Origin of the sequence: Bacteroides sp. AF34-31BH, from assembly GCF_003602795.1 — a bacterium.
Lineage (GTDB): Bacteria > Bacteroidota > Bacteroidia > Bacteroidales > Bacteroidaceae > Bacteroides > Bacteroides uniformis.
This window is the reverse complement of the sequence record NZ_QTLV01000006.1, coordinates 79,636-95,052: the sequence shown is the minus strand read 5'-3', so window position 1 is coordinate 95,052 and position 15,417 is coordinate 79,636. Positions and strand designations below refer to the sequence as shown.

The following is a 15,417-nucleotide window of genomic DNA, read 5'->3' as shown; positions in this document are numbered from 1 at the left end:
AAAAAGGATGCCAAAAAGTTCATAAATTTCCATTTCCCCAGCTCAGAAACGAACTTGCAACTGTGCTTGAAGCAGGTTTGAGTTTTCTCCTTTATGGCGGTTACAGTATGTATACTGGGCTTGCAGACGGCATTTGGGATAGAACCAATACTGTACACCTGCTACATAATTGGTCTGTTTATCGGAAATAGTTTTATTTTTGTTGAAATAGTCATAAGAGGCTATTACGTCAAATTTGGGAAGCACATGGGCAGATACGGTTGCATAGTAACCGTCACTTTTAACGTGTCCGTCTTTTCCGGCCAAGTATTCTGTACGTACATCTACGGATTTTGTTTTGATGGTGGCACCTGCCGACCAGCGGTTTCGGGTGTAATTCTCTCCTATGGCTATGTCTGGATTAATGGAAGAAACGGCTACGGCGCATCCTTTCCCTTTAATAAAGGAACCGCCGACGGACAACCATTTCAATGGATGTACCATAAGGCTGCCTACAATATCTTTCTGATTGTTTTTATCTTTTAGGTTGATGCCTTGTCCGTTCATGATGGCAAGGTTATAAGTCATCAGAGAGTCGAACAAGTCTCCATAAATTAACAATCCCATATCACGACCGCTTGCAGAGCCATACAACGGATCACTGCCATTGATACCGGCCAGGTAATTGACGGCTTGAGAATAACAGTTTATTAATTCGACAAAGCAGGGAGACATCGGGTTCTCAATGGTATACATGGTTTTGAACTGTCCGATACGTGCTGTGAGTTGAGGGAGAAAGCGGTATTCCGTGTAGGCTTCCAGAATTTTTCCGGTATTGGCAAAGCTGTACATGAAGTAAGCCGACCATTTATCGGTGATTTTACCGCGCGCCATAAAGATAACTCTCTTTATATCGAAAGTATTGCTGGTACCTTCGCCCGCATCATCGTATGTATATCCCACTTGGGCATAGCCGGAGAGTGAAATGCGGTCTTTTAAAGTGTTGACTACATCATTCAGACAAGCATCTTGTGCTTTCAGGATGCATGTGGCTGATAAAAGGATGCAGGATAGTAGAATTCGTCTCATTATAGGGATAAGGATAGTAGTAAAAAAGGCAACCCTTTTTTCAAAGAGCTGCCTTTGGGTGTTATTTTGCTTGTTTTTATTCGTTGATAGCAGCGATACCCGGAAGGATTTTTCCTTCGATTGCTTCAAGCAATGCACCGCCACCGGTAGATACGTAAGACACGCCGCTTGCCAAGCCGAACTTGTTGACACAAGCTACAGAGTCACCGCCACCTACGAGTGAGAAAGCACCGTTCTTGGTAGCTTCTACGATAGCTTCGCCTACAGCGCGTGAACCGTGAGTGAAGTTCTCGAATTCGAATACACCCGTCGGACCGTTCCAAAGGATAGTCTTGGAGTTCTTGATGACATCTGCAAAGATCTTTTCAGTCTCAGGACCGATATCAAGACCTTCCCAGCCATCAGGAATTTCGTCAACCGGGCAGAACTTGGTGTTGGCATCGTTGGAGAAAGAATCGGCAATCTTGGCATCAACAGCCAAAACAAGGTTTACGCCTTTTTCTTTTGCTTTCTTCACCAGGTCAAGAGCCAAATCCAGTTTGTCATCTTCGCAGATAGAAATACCGATTTTGCCGCCCATGGCTTTGGTGAAAGTATAAGTCATACCGCCGGCAATAATCAAGTTGTCTACCTTGTTCAGCAGGTTTTCAATGATTTCAATCTTGGAAGAAACTTTGGAACCACCCATGATGGCAGTAAACGGACGTTGGATATCGTTCAAAACTTTATCAACAGCCTTTACTTCTTTTTCCATCAGGTAACCGAACATTTTGTTGTCCTTGTCGAAATATTTAGCGATCAATGCAGTAGAAGCGTGTGCACGGTGAGCGGTACCGAAAGCGTCGTTTACATAGCAATCTGCATAAGAAGCCAATTTCTTGGTGAATTCTTTCTGGCTTTCCTTAACAGCAGCTTTGGCAGCCTTCTTTTCTTCGTCTGTAGCATCTTCAGCCAAACCGCGGGGTTTGCCTTCCTCTTCAGCGTAGAAACGGAGGTTCTCGAGCAACAACACTTCACCCGGTTGCAGAGCAGCAGCCTTTACGGCAGCTTCTTCGCCCATACAGTCGTTAGCAAATTGCACCTCAACACCCAACAACTCTTCGAGATGCTTCAGAATGTGCTTCAAGGAGAACTTGTCAGCCGGGCCTTTCGGACGACCGAGGTGAGAACCGATAATTACACTACCGCCATCGGCCAAAATCTTCTTCAATGTAGGAAGAGCGGCACGCATACGGGTATCATCTGTAATGTTGAAGTTTTCGTCCAAGGGTACGTTGAAGTCCACACGAACGAATGCCTTTTTTCCGGCAAAGTTAAATTGATCAATTGTCATAATACTCTATTTTATTTAAAAGTGTTACTAATTTCTTTTTAGTGAGCGCAAAGTTAGCATTTATTTCTTTTTTTTGCTATGAAACCGTTGTTTATTCTTTGTCTTTGCCGCTCTCTTTGCTAACTTTATATTTCTGGCAGTAATATTTGCACATTAATTGCAAACCGCAGGTATCACATTGTGGAGTACGTGCCTGGCATACATAGCGACCGTGCAGGATAAGCCAGTGGTGAGCTATGGGGATGTCTGTTTCCGGTATATGTTTTACCAATTCTTTTTCGACACTGAACGGAGTTGTACATTTATCTGATACGAGACCCAGGCGATGGCTGACGCGGAACACGTGTGTGTCTACTGCCATAGCCGCTTTATTGAAAACAACGGATTGGATGACATTGGCTGTTTTGCGGCCTACGCCGGGCAGTTTTACCAGTTCTTCAAGGGTATCGGGTACCTCACTGTTGAATTCTTTCACCAACATCTGTGCCATGCCTACAAGATGTTTAGCTTTGTTGTTGGGATAGGAGACGCTGCGGATATACTCGTATACCACGTCGGGAGTAGTAGCGGCGAGTGCTTCGGGAGTAGGGAAGTCCCGGTAAAGGGCGGGGGTAATCATATTGACGCGTTTGTCCGTACATTGTGCAGAGAGAATAACTGCTATCAACAGCTCGAACGGATTGTCATAATGCAACTCTGTTTCGGCTACGGGAACGTTCTCCCTAAACCAAGCAAGGATTTTTTCATAACGCTCTTTCTTTCTCATCTTAATTTGTTTTTATGATAGTGAGGAGATACTTTCAGATTGAAATAGAAGATGGAGATAACCGTGAGGCAGGCTCCGAAAAAATATGCCATATCGAATGAGGTAATCTGTGCGATATAACCTCCTGCTGTCAGACCTATACCAATGCCTACATCCCATGAAGTCAGGTAGGTAGAGGTGGCTGTTCCGCGCTGGTTGTTGGGGGCCAGGTTTACGAACAGCGTATTGAAGGCGGGGAACATCGTCCCGAAGCCTACTCCCAATAGGAGGGCAACCATAAAAAACAATATGTTTGTCAGTTCCGGGACGGTCTTCATCAGTAGTCCGCAAGCGGACAATATGAAGAAACAGCTACATACCAGATATAGTCCTAAAGTTATGACTTGGGTGATACGTCCTTTATCCACTTGTTTGCCGGAGAACATACGGGACACTGCCATGCCGACGGCCATAAAAGTAAAAAACAATCCGGAATTCAAGGTAATTCCTATTTCTTTGGCATACATGGCTACATAAGTGCTTGTCATGCCATATGGTATGGAGAGCAATAGCAGTGCGATTCCTGCCGGGATACCTTTCAGCAGCACAAAGCGGTCCAATGAGATAGGTTCTCGTTTGACTGGTTGTTTGGGTGGGGTCTTGACGAGGCATGCGGCAACAAAACCGATAGTTCCTGATATGAGCGAGCAGGCAAAAATCGTTTCAAAGGAATATATGTCATGCATGAAAAGACCAATCATCGGGCCGAAGCTCATGGCTGTATTGTTCATCAGTCCATAATATCCTACGGCTTCGCCGCGACGGGACGAAGGGGTAATGTCAATCACAATTGTATTTCCCGCTACGGTCACCATTCCAAATGCAAGGCCGTGGACAACCCGCAACATGATGAATAAAGATAGGACTCCCGCTAACATGTAACCTGCGAAAATGGTGATAAAGATGAAGTATGCCACCAGATAAAGAGGCTTGCGGGCTAGCGTGTCGAGCAGGTATCCCGAAAACGGGCGTATGCAGAGCGAGGCAATGGTGTAGCATGACAAGATGACACCTACTGCTGCATTTCCGGTATGGAATACCTCAGTCAGGTAGAATGGAAGAACCGGTAGTATCAGATAAAAGGCAAAATACAAAAGGAAATTGGCAGCCAGGATAAGGCAATAGCCGGAAGTTACAAGTTTGTCTTTTGCCATAGCGAAAAATAGTGGTTAGCGATGAGTGGTTAGCGATGAGTGATTAATGATATGCTGAAAATGCGCAACTTATTAATCACTAATCACTAGCCGTTATTCACTATATTTAGTAAGCGCTCTCGAATTCTTTCAGGAAGCGTGTGTCATTTTCAGAGAACATACGAAGGTCTTTCACCTGGTATTTCAAGTTGGTGATGCGTTCTATACCCATACCCAGGGCATACCCGCTATACACTTTACTGTCTATTCCGTTCAGCTCCAATACATTCGGATCTACCATACCGCATCCCAGAATTTCTACCCAACCCGTATGTTTGCAGAAAGGACAACCCTTGCCGCCGCAGATGTTACAGCTGATGTCCATTTCGGCACTCGGCTCGGTGAAGGGGAAGTAGGAAGGACGCAGACGAATCTTGGTGTCACTGCCGAACATCTCTTGAGCAAAGAGCAATAAGGCCTGCTTCAAGTCAGTGAAAGACACATTGCGGTCTACGTATAAGGCTTCTACCTGATGGAAGAATGCGTGTGCACGGTAGCTGATGGCTTCATTACGGTATACACGTCCCGGACAAAGCACGCGGATAGGAGGCTGTGTAGTCTCCATAACACGGCTTTGCACGCTGGATGTGTGTGTGCGAAGAATGATGCTGTGCGATACGTTTTCTGTATCATTTTCGATGAAGAATGTATCCTGCATGTCGCGTGCCGGATGGTCTTCGGCAAAATTCATGGAGGAGAATACGTGCCAGTCGTCTTCCATTTCCGGTCCATCGGCGATATTGAATCCCATACGGGCAAATATATCGATGATTTCGTTTCTCACGATGGAGAGCGGATGGCGGGTTCCTAATTCTATCGGGTAGGCTGAACGGGTCAAGTCAATATCGTCACAGCCGGTATCTTGGCTTTCGAACTGTTCTTTCAAAGCGGCAATCTTTTCTTGTGCTTTGTTTTTCAGTTCGTTCAAGCGCATACCCACCTCTTTTTTCTGTTCGGCGGCTACATTGCGGAAATCTGCCATCAAGTCATTGATGGCTCCTTTTTTACTGAGGTACTTGATGCGGAGTGCCTCTAATTCCTCGGCGTTAGCGGCTTTCAGCGCCTCTACTTCCTGCAGAAGCTGATTGATTTTAGCTATCATATCGTTGTTATCTTATTTATTTTCTAAGTTAAAAACGGTGCAAAGATACAATATTATCATTGTTTTGCCTCCACTTGGGGAAGATAATTTGGTATCAGTGGTACAAAATTTTATGTGAAGAAGAAATGATAGAGGATGGGAGAAAAAATGATATATATGTAAAAGTCTTCATATTGTTTATGGAAAAAACATAAATGAGCGTTGTTTAGTGACTTTTAAAATATACTTTTCGTATCTTTGCGCCCCGTTTACTGTTCTATGGAGGTAGAACAAACTGGCGGTTGGTATTTATTAACATACGTCAAAGAGAGAGAGTTAACGGAGTAATTGTTGCATTAAAGTTAGAGTTTGAATTGATGAAATTGAAGACAATCCTGCCAGTCGTGGCAGTTGCGGGAGTACTCATGTGTGAGCCTGCCGTATTGTTGCATGCCGGTACATCTGATTTTGCTTCTCCCGAAGCTATGGGATGGTTCCGTAAGAAAAAGAAGAGTGAAACCAAGGACAGCGTTCAATCCAAGAGCGACTACGAAAAATTGACTGGTTCCGATGCTATTGCCCGCAAGGGAATGTTCAATGTTTACCAGAAGAAGAGCGATTATTACTTTGAAGTGCCGGCAAGGCTGTTGGGACGTGATATGCTGGTAGTAAATAAATTACAACGTGTGCCTTCCGAACTGAATGAGGCGGGTGTGAACCGTGGTACGAATTACGAAAATCAGATGGTGCGTTTTGAATTGGACAAGGCTGCCAACAAGCTGTTGGTACGTCAGAGCCGTCCTCTTCCGTTGGCACTGGACGAGGATGCCATACGGCAGTCCGTACTGGATAATTATATTTCTCCGCTGATAGCCGGCTTCAAGATAGAGGCATTCAATAATGACTCTACCATGATAGTGGTCAAGGTCAACGATATTTATGATGGTACGGAGACGAGTATCAATAATGTCTTTACGAATATCAACCTGGGAACTTCGGCCATCAAGAATCTCTCCCGCATTTTATCTATCAAAGCTTTTGAGAACAATGTGGTAGCTACTTCCGAGCTGACAACTAAGGTGACTGAGGGAACAACGACTGTGTTTGTTACGGTCGAAGTCAGTTCCTCTCTGTTGCTGTTGCCGGAGAAACCGATGATGGGACGTCTGGATAGTCCGCGTGTAGGTTATTTTACTAATCCGTTATTAAATTACAGTGACGGTCAGCAGCGTGTAGACAAGAAACCGTTCATCACCCGCTGGCGTCTGGAACCGAAACCGGAAGACCGGGAGCGTTACCTTCGCGGTGAATTGGTGGAACCGGCCAAACCGATTGTGTTCTACATCGAGAACTCCACTCCCCGTCGTTGGCGGAAATATATCAAGCAGGGAATCGAGGATTGGCAGGCTGCTTTTGAACGTGCCGGATTCAAGAATGCTATCATAGCCAAGGAACTGACGGACAGCATGAATGTGGATAAGGATGACGTGAACTACTCCGTGCTGACCTACGCCGCCTCCACCAAAGCCAATGCCATGGGCCCCTCTATCCTCGACCCCCGTTCGGGCGAGATATTGGAAGCGGACATCATGTGGTGGCATAATGTGCTGGGCATGCTCCAGGAATGGATTACAGTGCAAACCGGTGTCGTACGTCCCGAAGCAAGAGGAGTAAGGCTGCCGGATGAACTGATGGGTGATGCCATGCGTTTTGTGGCATGCCACGAGGTGGGGCACTCGTTGGGCTTGCGCCACAATATGATTGCTTCCTGGACTTTTCCGACAGATTCCCTGCGTTCCAAAACATTTACGGATCGTATGAATACCACTTCCTCCTCTATCATGGACTATGCACGTTTCAACTATGTGGCACAGCCGGGTGACGGTGTTACGGAGCTTTCTCCTCATATCGGTCCGTATGATATGTTTGCCATAGAATACGGCTATCGTTGGTATGGTAAAGAAACCCCAGAGGCAGAGAAGGACTTGCTTGCCGACTTCCTGAGCCGTCATACAGACCGTTTATATAAATATAGTGAGGCGCAGGATGTACGTGATGCCGTAGACCCGCGTGCGCAGAATGAAGATTTGGGCGATGATGCTGTCCGCTCATCTCTGCTGGGTATTGAGAACTTGAAGCGTATTGTTCCTCAAATCATCCAATGGACTACTACTGGCGAGAAAGGACAGACTTATGAAGAAGCTTCCCGCCTATACTATGCGGTTATCAACCAATGGAACAATTACCTCTATCATGTATTGGCAAACATCGGTGGTATCTATATAGAAAACACCGTTGTGGGCGACGGACAGAAAACCTATACTTTCGTAGAAAAAGAAAAGCAGCAAGCCGCCCTGAAGTTTCTGCTGGACGAAGTGCTGACCTATCCCAAATGGCTGTTCGACACGGAAGTGGGAGAGTACACTTACTTGCTGCGCAACACTCCACTGGGCGTAGTGGAGAATGCACCGACACAAGTGTTGAAGAATGCCCAATCCTATATCCTTTGGGATTTGCTGGGCAACAACCGCCTGATGCGTATGTTGGAGAACGAATCGGTGAACGGCAAAAAGGCTTTCACGGTGGTAGAGCTGATGGATGGCCTGCATCGTAACATCTTTGCCACTACGGAACGCGGTGCCTTGCCGGACGTCATGACACGCGCCTTGCAGAAGAACTTCGTAGATGCACTGATTACAGCAGCTGCCGAAAGCGAAGGAGTGAAAATAAACAAAAAACTGATGGACAACCACTTCTTGCTGGACCATCAGACTGCCCTTTGCAGCTGTGACGAGCATGCCGGTAAGACTTTGGATGCCGACCGTATGGGTGCACACCGCGAACTGAACTTCTACGGTTCGCAGATAAACCGCGTATCTGATGTCATCTCCGTGAAGCGTGGTGAGTTGCTTCGCATCAAAGAATTGCTCCAAAATCGTCTGGGTGCATCGGATATAGCCACTAAATATCATTATAAGGATTTGATTTTGCGTATCAATACTGCATTAGGAGTAAAGTGATTTTTCTTTTCAATAGAGTATTAATTAATTTTATATGTAACGCATGAAAAAACGTGTATTAATCGTTTTGCTATGCTTTGTAGGAGCTTTGTCATCTGCTTTTGCTGCAGAGAAAAAAGTCCAGGGCGTAGTAATATCTTCAGAGGATAACCTACCGCTTATCGGTGCTTCCGTTTATGTGACTGCGGAAGACTTGAAAAAGGCGGGGAGTGCTCAGACTACAATGGGGGTCATCACTGATGTGGATGGTCAGTTCTCTATCGCTATACCTGCGGGGATAACCCGTTTCTTTTGTAGCTACGTGGGATATGACGTATTGGAAGTGAAGCTTGTTCCGGGAAAGGAACATTATGAAATAACACTTCATGCATCTTCCCAAATGCTCGATGCCGTTGTTGTGACGGGTTACCAGACAGTGGAGCGCCGCAAGCTGACGGCAGCGGTATCCAAACTGGATATATCGGACGAGACCATCGGTGCAGTAAAAAGTATCGACCAGGCACTTGCCGGACAAATTGCCGGACTTTCTGTCAGCCCGACTTCCGGTGCTCCGGGTGCTCCGGCAAAGATACGCATTCGCGGTACTGCTTCATTGAATGGTACACAAGACCCTTTGTGGGTGCTGGACGGCATTCCTTTGGAGGGAACGGATGTTCCCGAACCGGATGAGCTGAATGACATCACCAACATGAAGCAATCTTCCATTGCAGGCCTGAATCCGGCAGATATTGAGAATATCACCATCCTGAAGGATGCGGCAGCCACTGCCATCTATGGTGCGAGGGCAGCCAATGGCGTCATTGTGATTACAACAAAGAAGGGTAAGGTCGGTAAACCGGTTATCAATTTCTCGTCCCGGTTTACCTATACTCCTACATTGAGCCTTGACCGGTTGAACTTGCTGAACTCAGCGGAGAAAGTAGGATTGGAAATGGATATGATCCGTAATAACTATTCTCCGGACAATCATAAAGGAGGCGTATATAATATTCTTTCCAATTACAATGAGTTGTCTGCTTTTCAGAATGGAGGATGGGATGCCTTGAGCAGTGATACACAAGCTGCCATCAACCGTTTGAAGAGTGTTAATACAAACTGGGGAGATATCCTTTTCCGCGATGCTTTCAGCCAGGAATATAACTTGAGCCTTTCCGGCGGTACGGAAAGGGTTACGTATTATACCTCTTTCGGCTATTATAAAGAGGATGGAAATGTGGACGGTGTGGGTATGGACCGTTTCAACTTGGTAGGAAAGACTTCCTATAAGGTGAACAGTATACTGAAAGTGGGTGCCTCCATGTTTGCCAACCGTCGCAAAAATACCAATTATCTGACAGATGCATACGGTATGTCGAATCCCGTGTTCTATTCACGCAAGGCTAATCCGTATTTTGAACTTTATGACAAGAATGGCAACTATAATTACGACTACGATATTCAGAACAACACTGATAAGGATTTAGGATTCAACATCTTTGAAGAACGGCAGAACACGTCTAATGAAAGCGTGGTGAATTCTTTTTCATCTATATTTGATGCGGAGCTACGGTTCAATGACAAGTGGAAGCTGACTTCCCAGTTTGGCTATCAGTTGGAAAAGACTTCCAGAGAAGAAATAGCGGACTGGGAAAGCTATGCCATGCGCTATTACTATAAGTTGAGCGAATACTCCCAGGGCGGAGAAACCAAACACTTCCTGCCCGAAGGAGGTATGCAGAAGTCTTATGAAAACTCCAATTCACAGATTACTTGGAAGGCGATGGGAGAATATCGCGACAGTTTCAATGATATTCATGAACTGGAAGTGATGGCGGGTACCGAGCTGCGCAAGACCTGGTATGAAACCTTGTTCTCGGCAGGGTATGGCTTCGACCGCAAGACGTTGACGACCAAACCGGTGATTTTCCCCAACGAAAGTTACGCCACGTCTTTCCCGCTCCATCAGACAACGTATAAGGAGAATGCTTATGTATCTTTCTACTCTACGGCCTCTTACTCTTTGTTGAACCGCTACACGGTGGGAGGAAGTATCCGCTTTGACGGTTCCGACCTTTTCGGTGTGGATAAGAAGTACCGCTATCTTCCTCTTTATTCTGTCAGTGCCTTGTGGCGTCTGTCACAAGAACCGTTTATGCAGCAGGCCAAGTGGGTGGATAACCTGGTGTTCCGTGCATCTTACGGTCTGCAGGGAAATATTGACAAGAATACTTCTCCGTTCCTGTTGGGTACATATCGGTCGGAAAGTATTTTGCCCGGAGTATCGGAAGATGTAATTATTATTAATTCCGCTCCCAACAAGAAGTTGCGTTGGGAAAAGACGCAGTCTGTCAATGCCGGCTTTGATTTTTCTGTATTGAACCAGGCTATCAATCTGAGCGTGGACTATTATTATCGTAAGGGTACCGATTTGATAGCTTTGCGCATGCTTCCTCTGGAGACGGGCTTTACTTCGATGAACGTCAACTGGGCAAGTATGGAGAACAAAGGTGTGGAAATCAGCTTGTCTACCCGTAACATAACGACAAAGAACTTCTCCTGGTACACAAATTTCAATTTTGCCTATAACGGTAATAAGGTATTGCAGGAAAACATACCGGAGCAGCAGACCACTCCGGGACGTGAAGGCTATCCCGTAGGGGCAATTTTCGCACTGAAGACTGCGGGAGTGAATAAGGAAACCGGTAATATGATGTTCTATAATCCGGAGGGAGAGAAAGTGACCTTGAAGGAGCTTTACCGCCTGAAGGACGAGTGGGGGATAGGTATTGCCTCTTCCGATGTAACTGCAGCCGAAGAGAGAACCTTTTATTCGTATATCGGGAGTAGCGATGCTCCTTATACGGGAGGTTTGATTAATACCTTCAGCTATAAAAACTGGGAGCTGAATGTCAATTTCTCTTTGACGTTTGGCGGGTACGTACGTACGCAACCCTCTTATGACATCATCAATCCGGATTATGGCAAGAACTATAATGCGGATGTGCTGAACCGCTGGACTCCGGAAAACCCGAATGCGGAGCTTCCGGCATTTATGCTGAGTGCTTCCAACCCGGAAGAGTACTCCTGGTATGATTCTAAAACCATCTGGAGAGATTTGGATATCTGGGTGAAGAAGCTGAACTACGTACGTTTGCAGAATCTGCGTCTGGGTTACCGTATCCCTGAGCTCCTGACAAAGCGTTTGGGAATGAACTCGGCAACGGTATCTATTGAAGGACGCAATCTCTTCGTGTTTGGTTCGGGATATAATAACTACATGGATCCGGAGTCGATGTACAATCCTTATGCAACTCCCGTACCCAAGTCGGTTACATTCAGTTTGAACTTGAATTTCTAACTTCAAAAGCAGAAAGAAAATGAAGAAAACAATAAGTCTGATGATAATGGCCTGCATGCTTCTGCTTGCGGCATGCGACAACTATCTGGATATACAGCCTACCGGTAGTGTCATTCCCAATTCTTTGGCTGAGTATAGAGCGTTGCTTGCCCGTTCTTATAAGGACGTGAGTAAATTCAGTGACCGGGGAATGGCTTGTTTCCGTTCCGACGAGATGCAGGTTCGGGATAATGAATATGACCAAAATTATTATATGGATATAGAGCGCTGGAACGACCTTGCTCCCAATGCCTATACCTCATCGTTTGAATGGGCCAAGTATTACAATGTGCTTTTTATTGCCAATCACGTTATTGAGAGCAGAAGTGATATTAAGGAAGGCACTGAGGAAGAGATAAATCAGCTTGTAGGAGAAGCGTATATGCTCCGTGCTTATGTACATTTCTTATTGGTAAATCTTTATGGACAGCCCTATACTAAGGAGGGAGCTTTGGATACCAAATCGGTACCGCTGAAATTGGATACGGATTTAGAGAAAGTCCTGAAACGCAATACGGTGGAAGAAGTTTATACTTCCATCCAAGCAGATATTGACGAGGCACGCAAACTGGTCACGAAGGCAGAATGGGAACAGAGATATTCATATCGTTTCAATGCGGCTTCGGTAGAGGCGTTTCAATCACGCGTATCCCTTTATAAGGGCGAGTGGCAGGCGGCTTGGGATGCTGCTGAGGCAGTGCTTGCCGTGAAGTCTGTATTGGTAGATTTGAATGATGCCTCTGCAACTCTTCCTAACAGTTATAATTCCGTGGAAAATATTACTCCACTGGAGACGCCTCTGAGCAGTACAATCAATGGGGCTGCTCTGGCTACTCCGGTTTTTCTCTCCCTTTATGTTGAGAACGACCTTCGGCTGGACAAATATTTTGCTGAAACGGATGAAAAAGGTTTCCGGAAGAATAAGAAGGCGGGAAGCAATAACTACTTGTGTACTTTCCGTGTGGGTGAAATATATCTGACGGCTGCTGAGGCTGCTGCCCGACTTGGAGAACTGTCTCAGGCACGTACCCGCCTGCTGGAACTGATGCGGAAACGTTATGCACCGGAGGCCTACGAAGCGAAATCCGTTGTTGTCAATGCCATGGATAAGGAAGCGTTGGTACAGGAAATATTAGATGAACGTGCCCGTGAACTTGCTTTTGAAGGACATCGCTGGTTTGACCTTCGTCGTTCCACCCGTCCGCGTTTGGAGAAAGTGCTTGATGGTACGCGTTATGTACTCGAAGAGAATGATGCCCGCTATACATTGGCCATTCCGAAAGAAGCCATAGAAGCCAATCCGGGATTGCTGAACTGATAAAGATAAAACTCCCCGATTCTGTATTGACGAGAATCGGGGAGTTTTGTCTTTATGTGGATTGGATATGTATTTTTTACGTACCTTTGCACCGTTTTTTGTAATAGACAGTATAAGATGATACAGAATCAGAGACCTCCTATCCGTAGAATTGCTTTTCCTATTCTTATAGCATTGAGTATTTCGCATTGTTTGAACGATATGCTGCAATCGGTTATTTCGGCAGTATACCCTTTGTTCAAGGAGGATTTATCCTTGAGTTTTGCCCAGATTGGTCTGATTACGTTGGTGTATCAGATGTCGGCGTCCGTGTTTCAGCCTCTAATGGGATTGTTCTTTGATAAGCGCCCCATTGCCTGGTCATTGCCGATAGGTATGGGCTTTACTTTGGTCGGTATCATGAATCTGGCTTTTGCTACTAATCTGTATTGGTTGCTGGCTTCGGTATTCATTGTGGGTATCGGTTCGTCTGTACTCCATCCGGAGGCGTCACGTATTACTTTTCTGGCTTCCGGCGGAAAACGCGGACTGGCGCAGTCTCTATTTCAGGTGGGCGGGAATTTGGGTGGCTCGCTTGGACCGTTACTGGTGGCTTTGCTGGTAGCTCCTTACGGGAGGCATCACATTGCCTTGTTCATGGTTTTTGCCTTGATTGCCATCGTGGTGATGATTCCTATATGTCGTTGGTTCCGTTCCTACTTGAACCACATCAAGAAACGCCCGATGCTTGTGGCAGGAAAGATAGAACGCCCTCTTTCCTCAAAGATGACGGTGTTTGCCATAAGTATTCTGCTGATACTTATCTTCTCCAAATATATCTATATGGCAAGTTTGACGAGCTACTATACATTCTATCTGATTCATAAATTTGGTGTTACTGTTCAGGCTTCACAGCTTTTCTTGTTTGTCTTCCTGGTAGCCACTGCCATCGGAACATTGGTGGGAGGTCCCGTAGGTGACAGGGTAGGACGTAAATATGTCATCTGGGCTTCCATTCTTGGAACGGCTCCATTTAGTATGATGATGCCTCACGTAGGGCTTGCATGGACAGTAGTGCTGAGCTTCTGTGTCGGTCTGATGCTTTCTTCCGCTTTTCCTGCCATATTGCTGTACGCCCAGGAATTGCTACCCAATAAGCTGGGTTTGATTTCCGGGTTGTTTTTTGGTTTCGCTTTTGGAATTGCCGGTATCGCTTCGGCTGTATTGGGAGGTATGGCAGATAAGTATGGTATAGAGGCTGTTTATAATGTATGTGCCTTTATGCCTTTACTGGGGTTGGTGGCTTGCTTTCTGCCTAATTTGAAAAAGAGATAGAGATTTTTTATTCCCATTGTCAGCCATACGGAGAGAACGAAAGGTGCGGTCAATGTAATAATTCCCCAATTCATTCCCACAATTTGCAATACAACAGAGAGTAAAACGGAACATGCAGCCCATATACAGCTCATCCAGCTTTTACCTCCTAAAGCAAGGGCACACAATACGCCATTATATCCCATCAGACCCATATTCAAAGCTTCGGAATCCACTCCCAATAATGTGGCTAGGAGGAGGGGGAGAAGTGCTCCCAATATGGTATATACTGCTGCATTCCGGGAATTCACGAGAATGCCTGCAAGGAAAAATAGTCCGGTCATCATGTTTCCTTGAAACATCACCTGGCCTATGCCCATACTGAAACATTGTAAGTAATTTATGGAGGAAGAAGCGGGTGTTTCTGTATCAGAGACGAGTAGCATGTCAGGCATCAGCCAACTGCACAATCCCAGCAGCATCCATACAGAAAGGATAAAAGGGGTAGTGAATCCGGGCAACACGCGTTGCATGTTGAAAAACCGTGCAATGTAGGTAGATGCACACGAGGCAATAGCCATCAGCATCAAGGAACTTACAGTCAGAAGCATAAAGACCCCTACGGCTATTCCTACCAGTGTACCGTTAAAACCATATAATCCATTTTTTATATCATCACAGTCATATCCTGAGATACGGGCTGTCAACGTACTTATTATGTTGCCACTTACAGCCAATAGGCCCATTTGCCATGAATTCAAAAAGATTCCAATCAACATCAATAATCCGGACAATGCATTGTTTTGGAACATGACTTGCCCTATGCCACGTCCTAAAATAAGTAATGACTTGCGTGTAAAAGCTTCTTTCATGAGTTGTCGAATGAAAATGGACTATATGTAAATTTATAGCTCGTTAATGCGTACAAAA

Annotated in this window: 10 protein-coding genes; 4 read left to right on the top strand and 6 right to left on the bottom strand. The window is 45.6% G+C overall.

The window, feature by feature from the left end; genetic code table 11:
- Window positions 1-42 precede the first annotated feature (42 nt).
- The 5 genes from DWZ67_RS11100 to pheS form a co-directional block, all read right to left on the bottom strand.
- Window positions 43-1,068 carry a porin gene (locus DWZ67_RS11100; RefSeq protein ID WP_057089210.1) on the bottom strand — a complete coding sequence of 342 codons (1,026 nt, stop codon included), beginning with the start codon at window positions 1,066-1,068 and terminating at the stop codon, window positions 43-45.
- 76 nt (window positions 1,069-1,144) lie between these two features.
- Window positions 1,145-2,404 carry a phosphoglycerate kinase gene (locus tag DWZ67_RS11095; RefSeq protein ID WP_085929901.1) on the bottom strand — a complete coding sequence of 420 codons (1,260 nt, stop codon included), beginning with the start codon at window positions 2,402-2,404 and terminating at the stop codon, window positions 1,145-1,147.
- Window positions 2,405-2,492: 88 nt separating this feature from the next.
- On the bottom strand, window positions 2,493-3,167 hold the full coding sequence (gene nth, locus DWZ67_RS11090; protein WP_005826369.1) for an endonuclease III: 675 nt from the start codon (window positions 3,165-3,167) through the stop codon (window positions 2,493-2,495).
- Entirely contained in the window at window positions 3,164-4,360 is a 1,197-nt protein-coding gene (locus DWZ67_RS11085) for an MFS transporter (RefSeq protein WP_005826370.1), read from the bottom strand. The genes nth and DWZ67_RS11085 overlap by 4 nt, the downstream gene beginning before the upstream one ends.
- Before the next feature lie 106 nt (window positions 4,361-4,466).
- Window positions 4,467-5,501: a phenylalanine--tRNA ligase subunit alpha gene (gene pheS, locus DWZ67_RS11080; RefSeq protein ID WP_005826371.1), complete on the bottom strand. Its 1,035-nt coding sequence runs from the start codon at window positions 5,499-5,501 to the stop codon at window positions 4,467-4,469.
- A 356-nt stretch (window positions 5,502-5,857) separates the two neighbouring features.
- Here pheS and DWZ67_RS11075 point away from each other — a divergent pair, with 356 nt between their 5' ends.
- From DWZ67_RS11075 to DWZ67_RS11060, 4 genes are all read left to right on the top strand, one after another.
- Window positions 5,858-8,500 carry a zinc-dependent metalloprotease gene (locus DWZ67_RS11075; RefSeq protein WP_120138844.1) on the top strand — a complete coding sequence of 881 codons (2,643 nt, stop codon included), beginning with the start codon at window positions 5,858-5,860 and terminating at the stop codon, window positions 8,498-8,500.
- A 43-nt stretch (window positions 8,501-8,543) separates the two neighbouring features.
- Window positions 8,544-11,837 carry a SusC/RagA family TonB-linked outer membrane protein gene (locus DWZ67_RS11070; RefSeq protein ID WP_005826375.1) on the top strand — a complete coding sequence of 1,098 codons (3,294 nt, stop codon included), beginning with the start codon at window positions 8,544-8,546 and terminating at the stop codon, window positions 11,835-11,837.
- A gap of 19 nt (window positions 11,838-11,856) precedes the next feature.
- Window positions 11,857-13,194 (top strand): RagB/SusD family nutrient uptake outer membrane protein, encoded by a 1,338-nt coding sequence (locus DWZ67_RS11065; RefSeq protein ID WP_009036592.1) that lies wholly within the window; start codon window positions 11,857-11,859, stop codon window positions 13,192-13,194.
- Between the two features lie 117 nt (window positions 13,195-13,311).
- Complete coding sequence (locus DWZ67_RS11060; RefSeq protein WP_087332730.1) at window positions 13,312-14,508, top strand: MFS transporter; 1,197 nt, start codon at window positions 13,312-13,314, stop codon at window positions 14,506-14,508.
- Here DWZ67_RS11060 and DWZ67_RS11055 read toward each other — a convergent pair.
- Entirely contained in the window at window positions 14,436-15,359 is a 924-nt protein-coding gene (locus DWZ67_RS11055; protein ID WP_022401656.1) for an urea transporter, read from the bottom strand. The two genes, DWZ67_RS11060 and DWZ67_RS11055, sit on opposite strands and share 73 nt — an antisense overlap.
- Between the last annotated feature and the right edge of the window lie 58 nt (window positions 15,360-15,417).

Excerpts from the sequence above, each read along its gene's own strand:
- DWZ67_RS11085 (WP_005826370.1), bottom strand. The coding sequence starts at position 4,360 with ATGGCAAAAGACAAACTTGTAACTTCCGGCTATTGCCTTATCCTGGCT.
- nth (WP_005826369.1), bottom strand. The coding sequence starts at position 3,167 with ATGAGAAAGAAAGAGCGTTATGAAAAAATCCTTGCTTGGTTTAGGGAG.
- DWZ67_RS11100 (WP_057089210.1), bottom strand. The coding sequence starts at position 1,068 with ATGAGACGAATTCTACTATCCTGCATCCTTTTATCAGCCACATGCATC.
- pheS (WP_005826371.1), bottom strand. The coding sequence starts at position 5,501 with ATGATAGCTAAAATCAATCAGCTTCTGCAGGAAGTAGAGGCGCTGAAA.
- DWZ67_RS11070 (WP_005826375.1), top strand. The coding sequence starts at position 8,544 with ATGAAAAAACGTGTATTAATCGTTTTGCTATGCTTTGTAGGAGCTTTG.
- DWZ67_RS11055 (WP_022401656.1), bottom strand. The coding sequence starts at position 15,359 with ATGAAAGAAGCTTTTACACGCAAGTCATTACTTATTTTAGGACGTGGC.
- DWZ67_RS11075 (WP_120138844.1), top strand. The coding sequence starts at position 5,858 with ATGAAATTGAAGACAATCCTGCCAGTCGTGGCAGTTGCGGGAGTACTC.
- DWZ67_RS11065 (WP_009036592.1), top strand. The coding sequence starts at position 11,857 with ATGAAGAAAACAATAAGTCTGATGATAATGGCCTGCATGCTTCTGCTT.
- DWZ67_RS11060 (WP_087332730.1), top strand. The coding sequence starts at position 13,312 with ATGATACAGAATCAGAGACCTCCTATCCGTAGAATTGCTTTTCCTATT.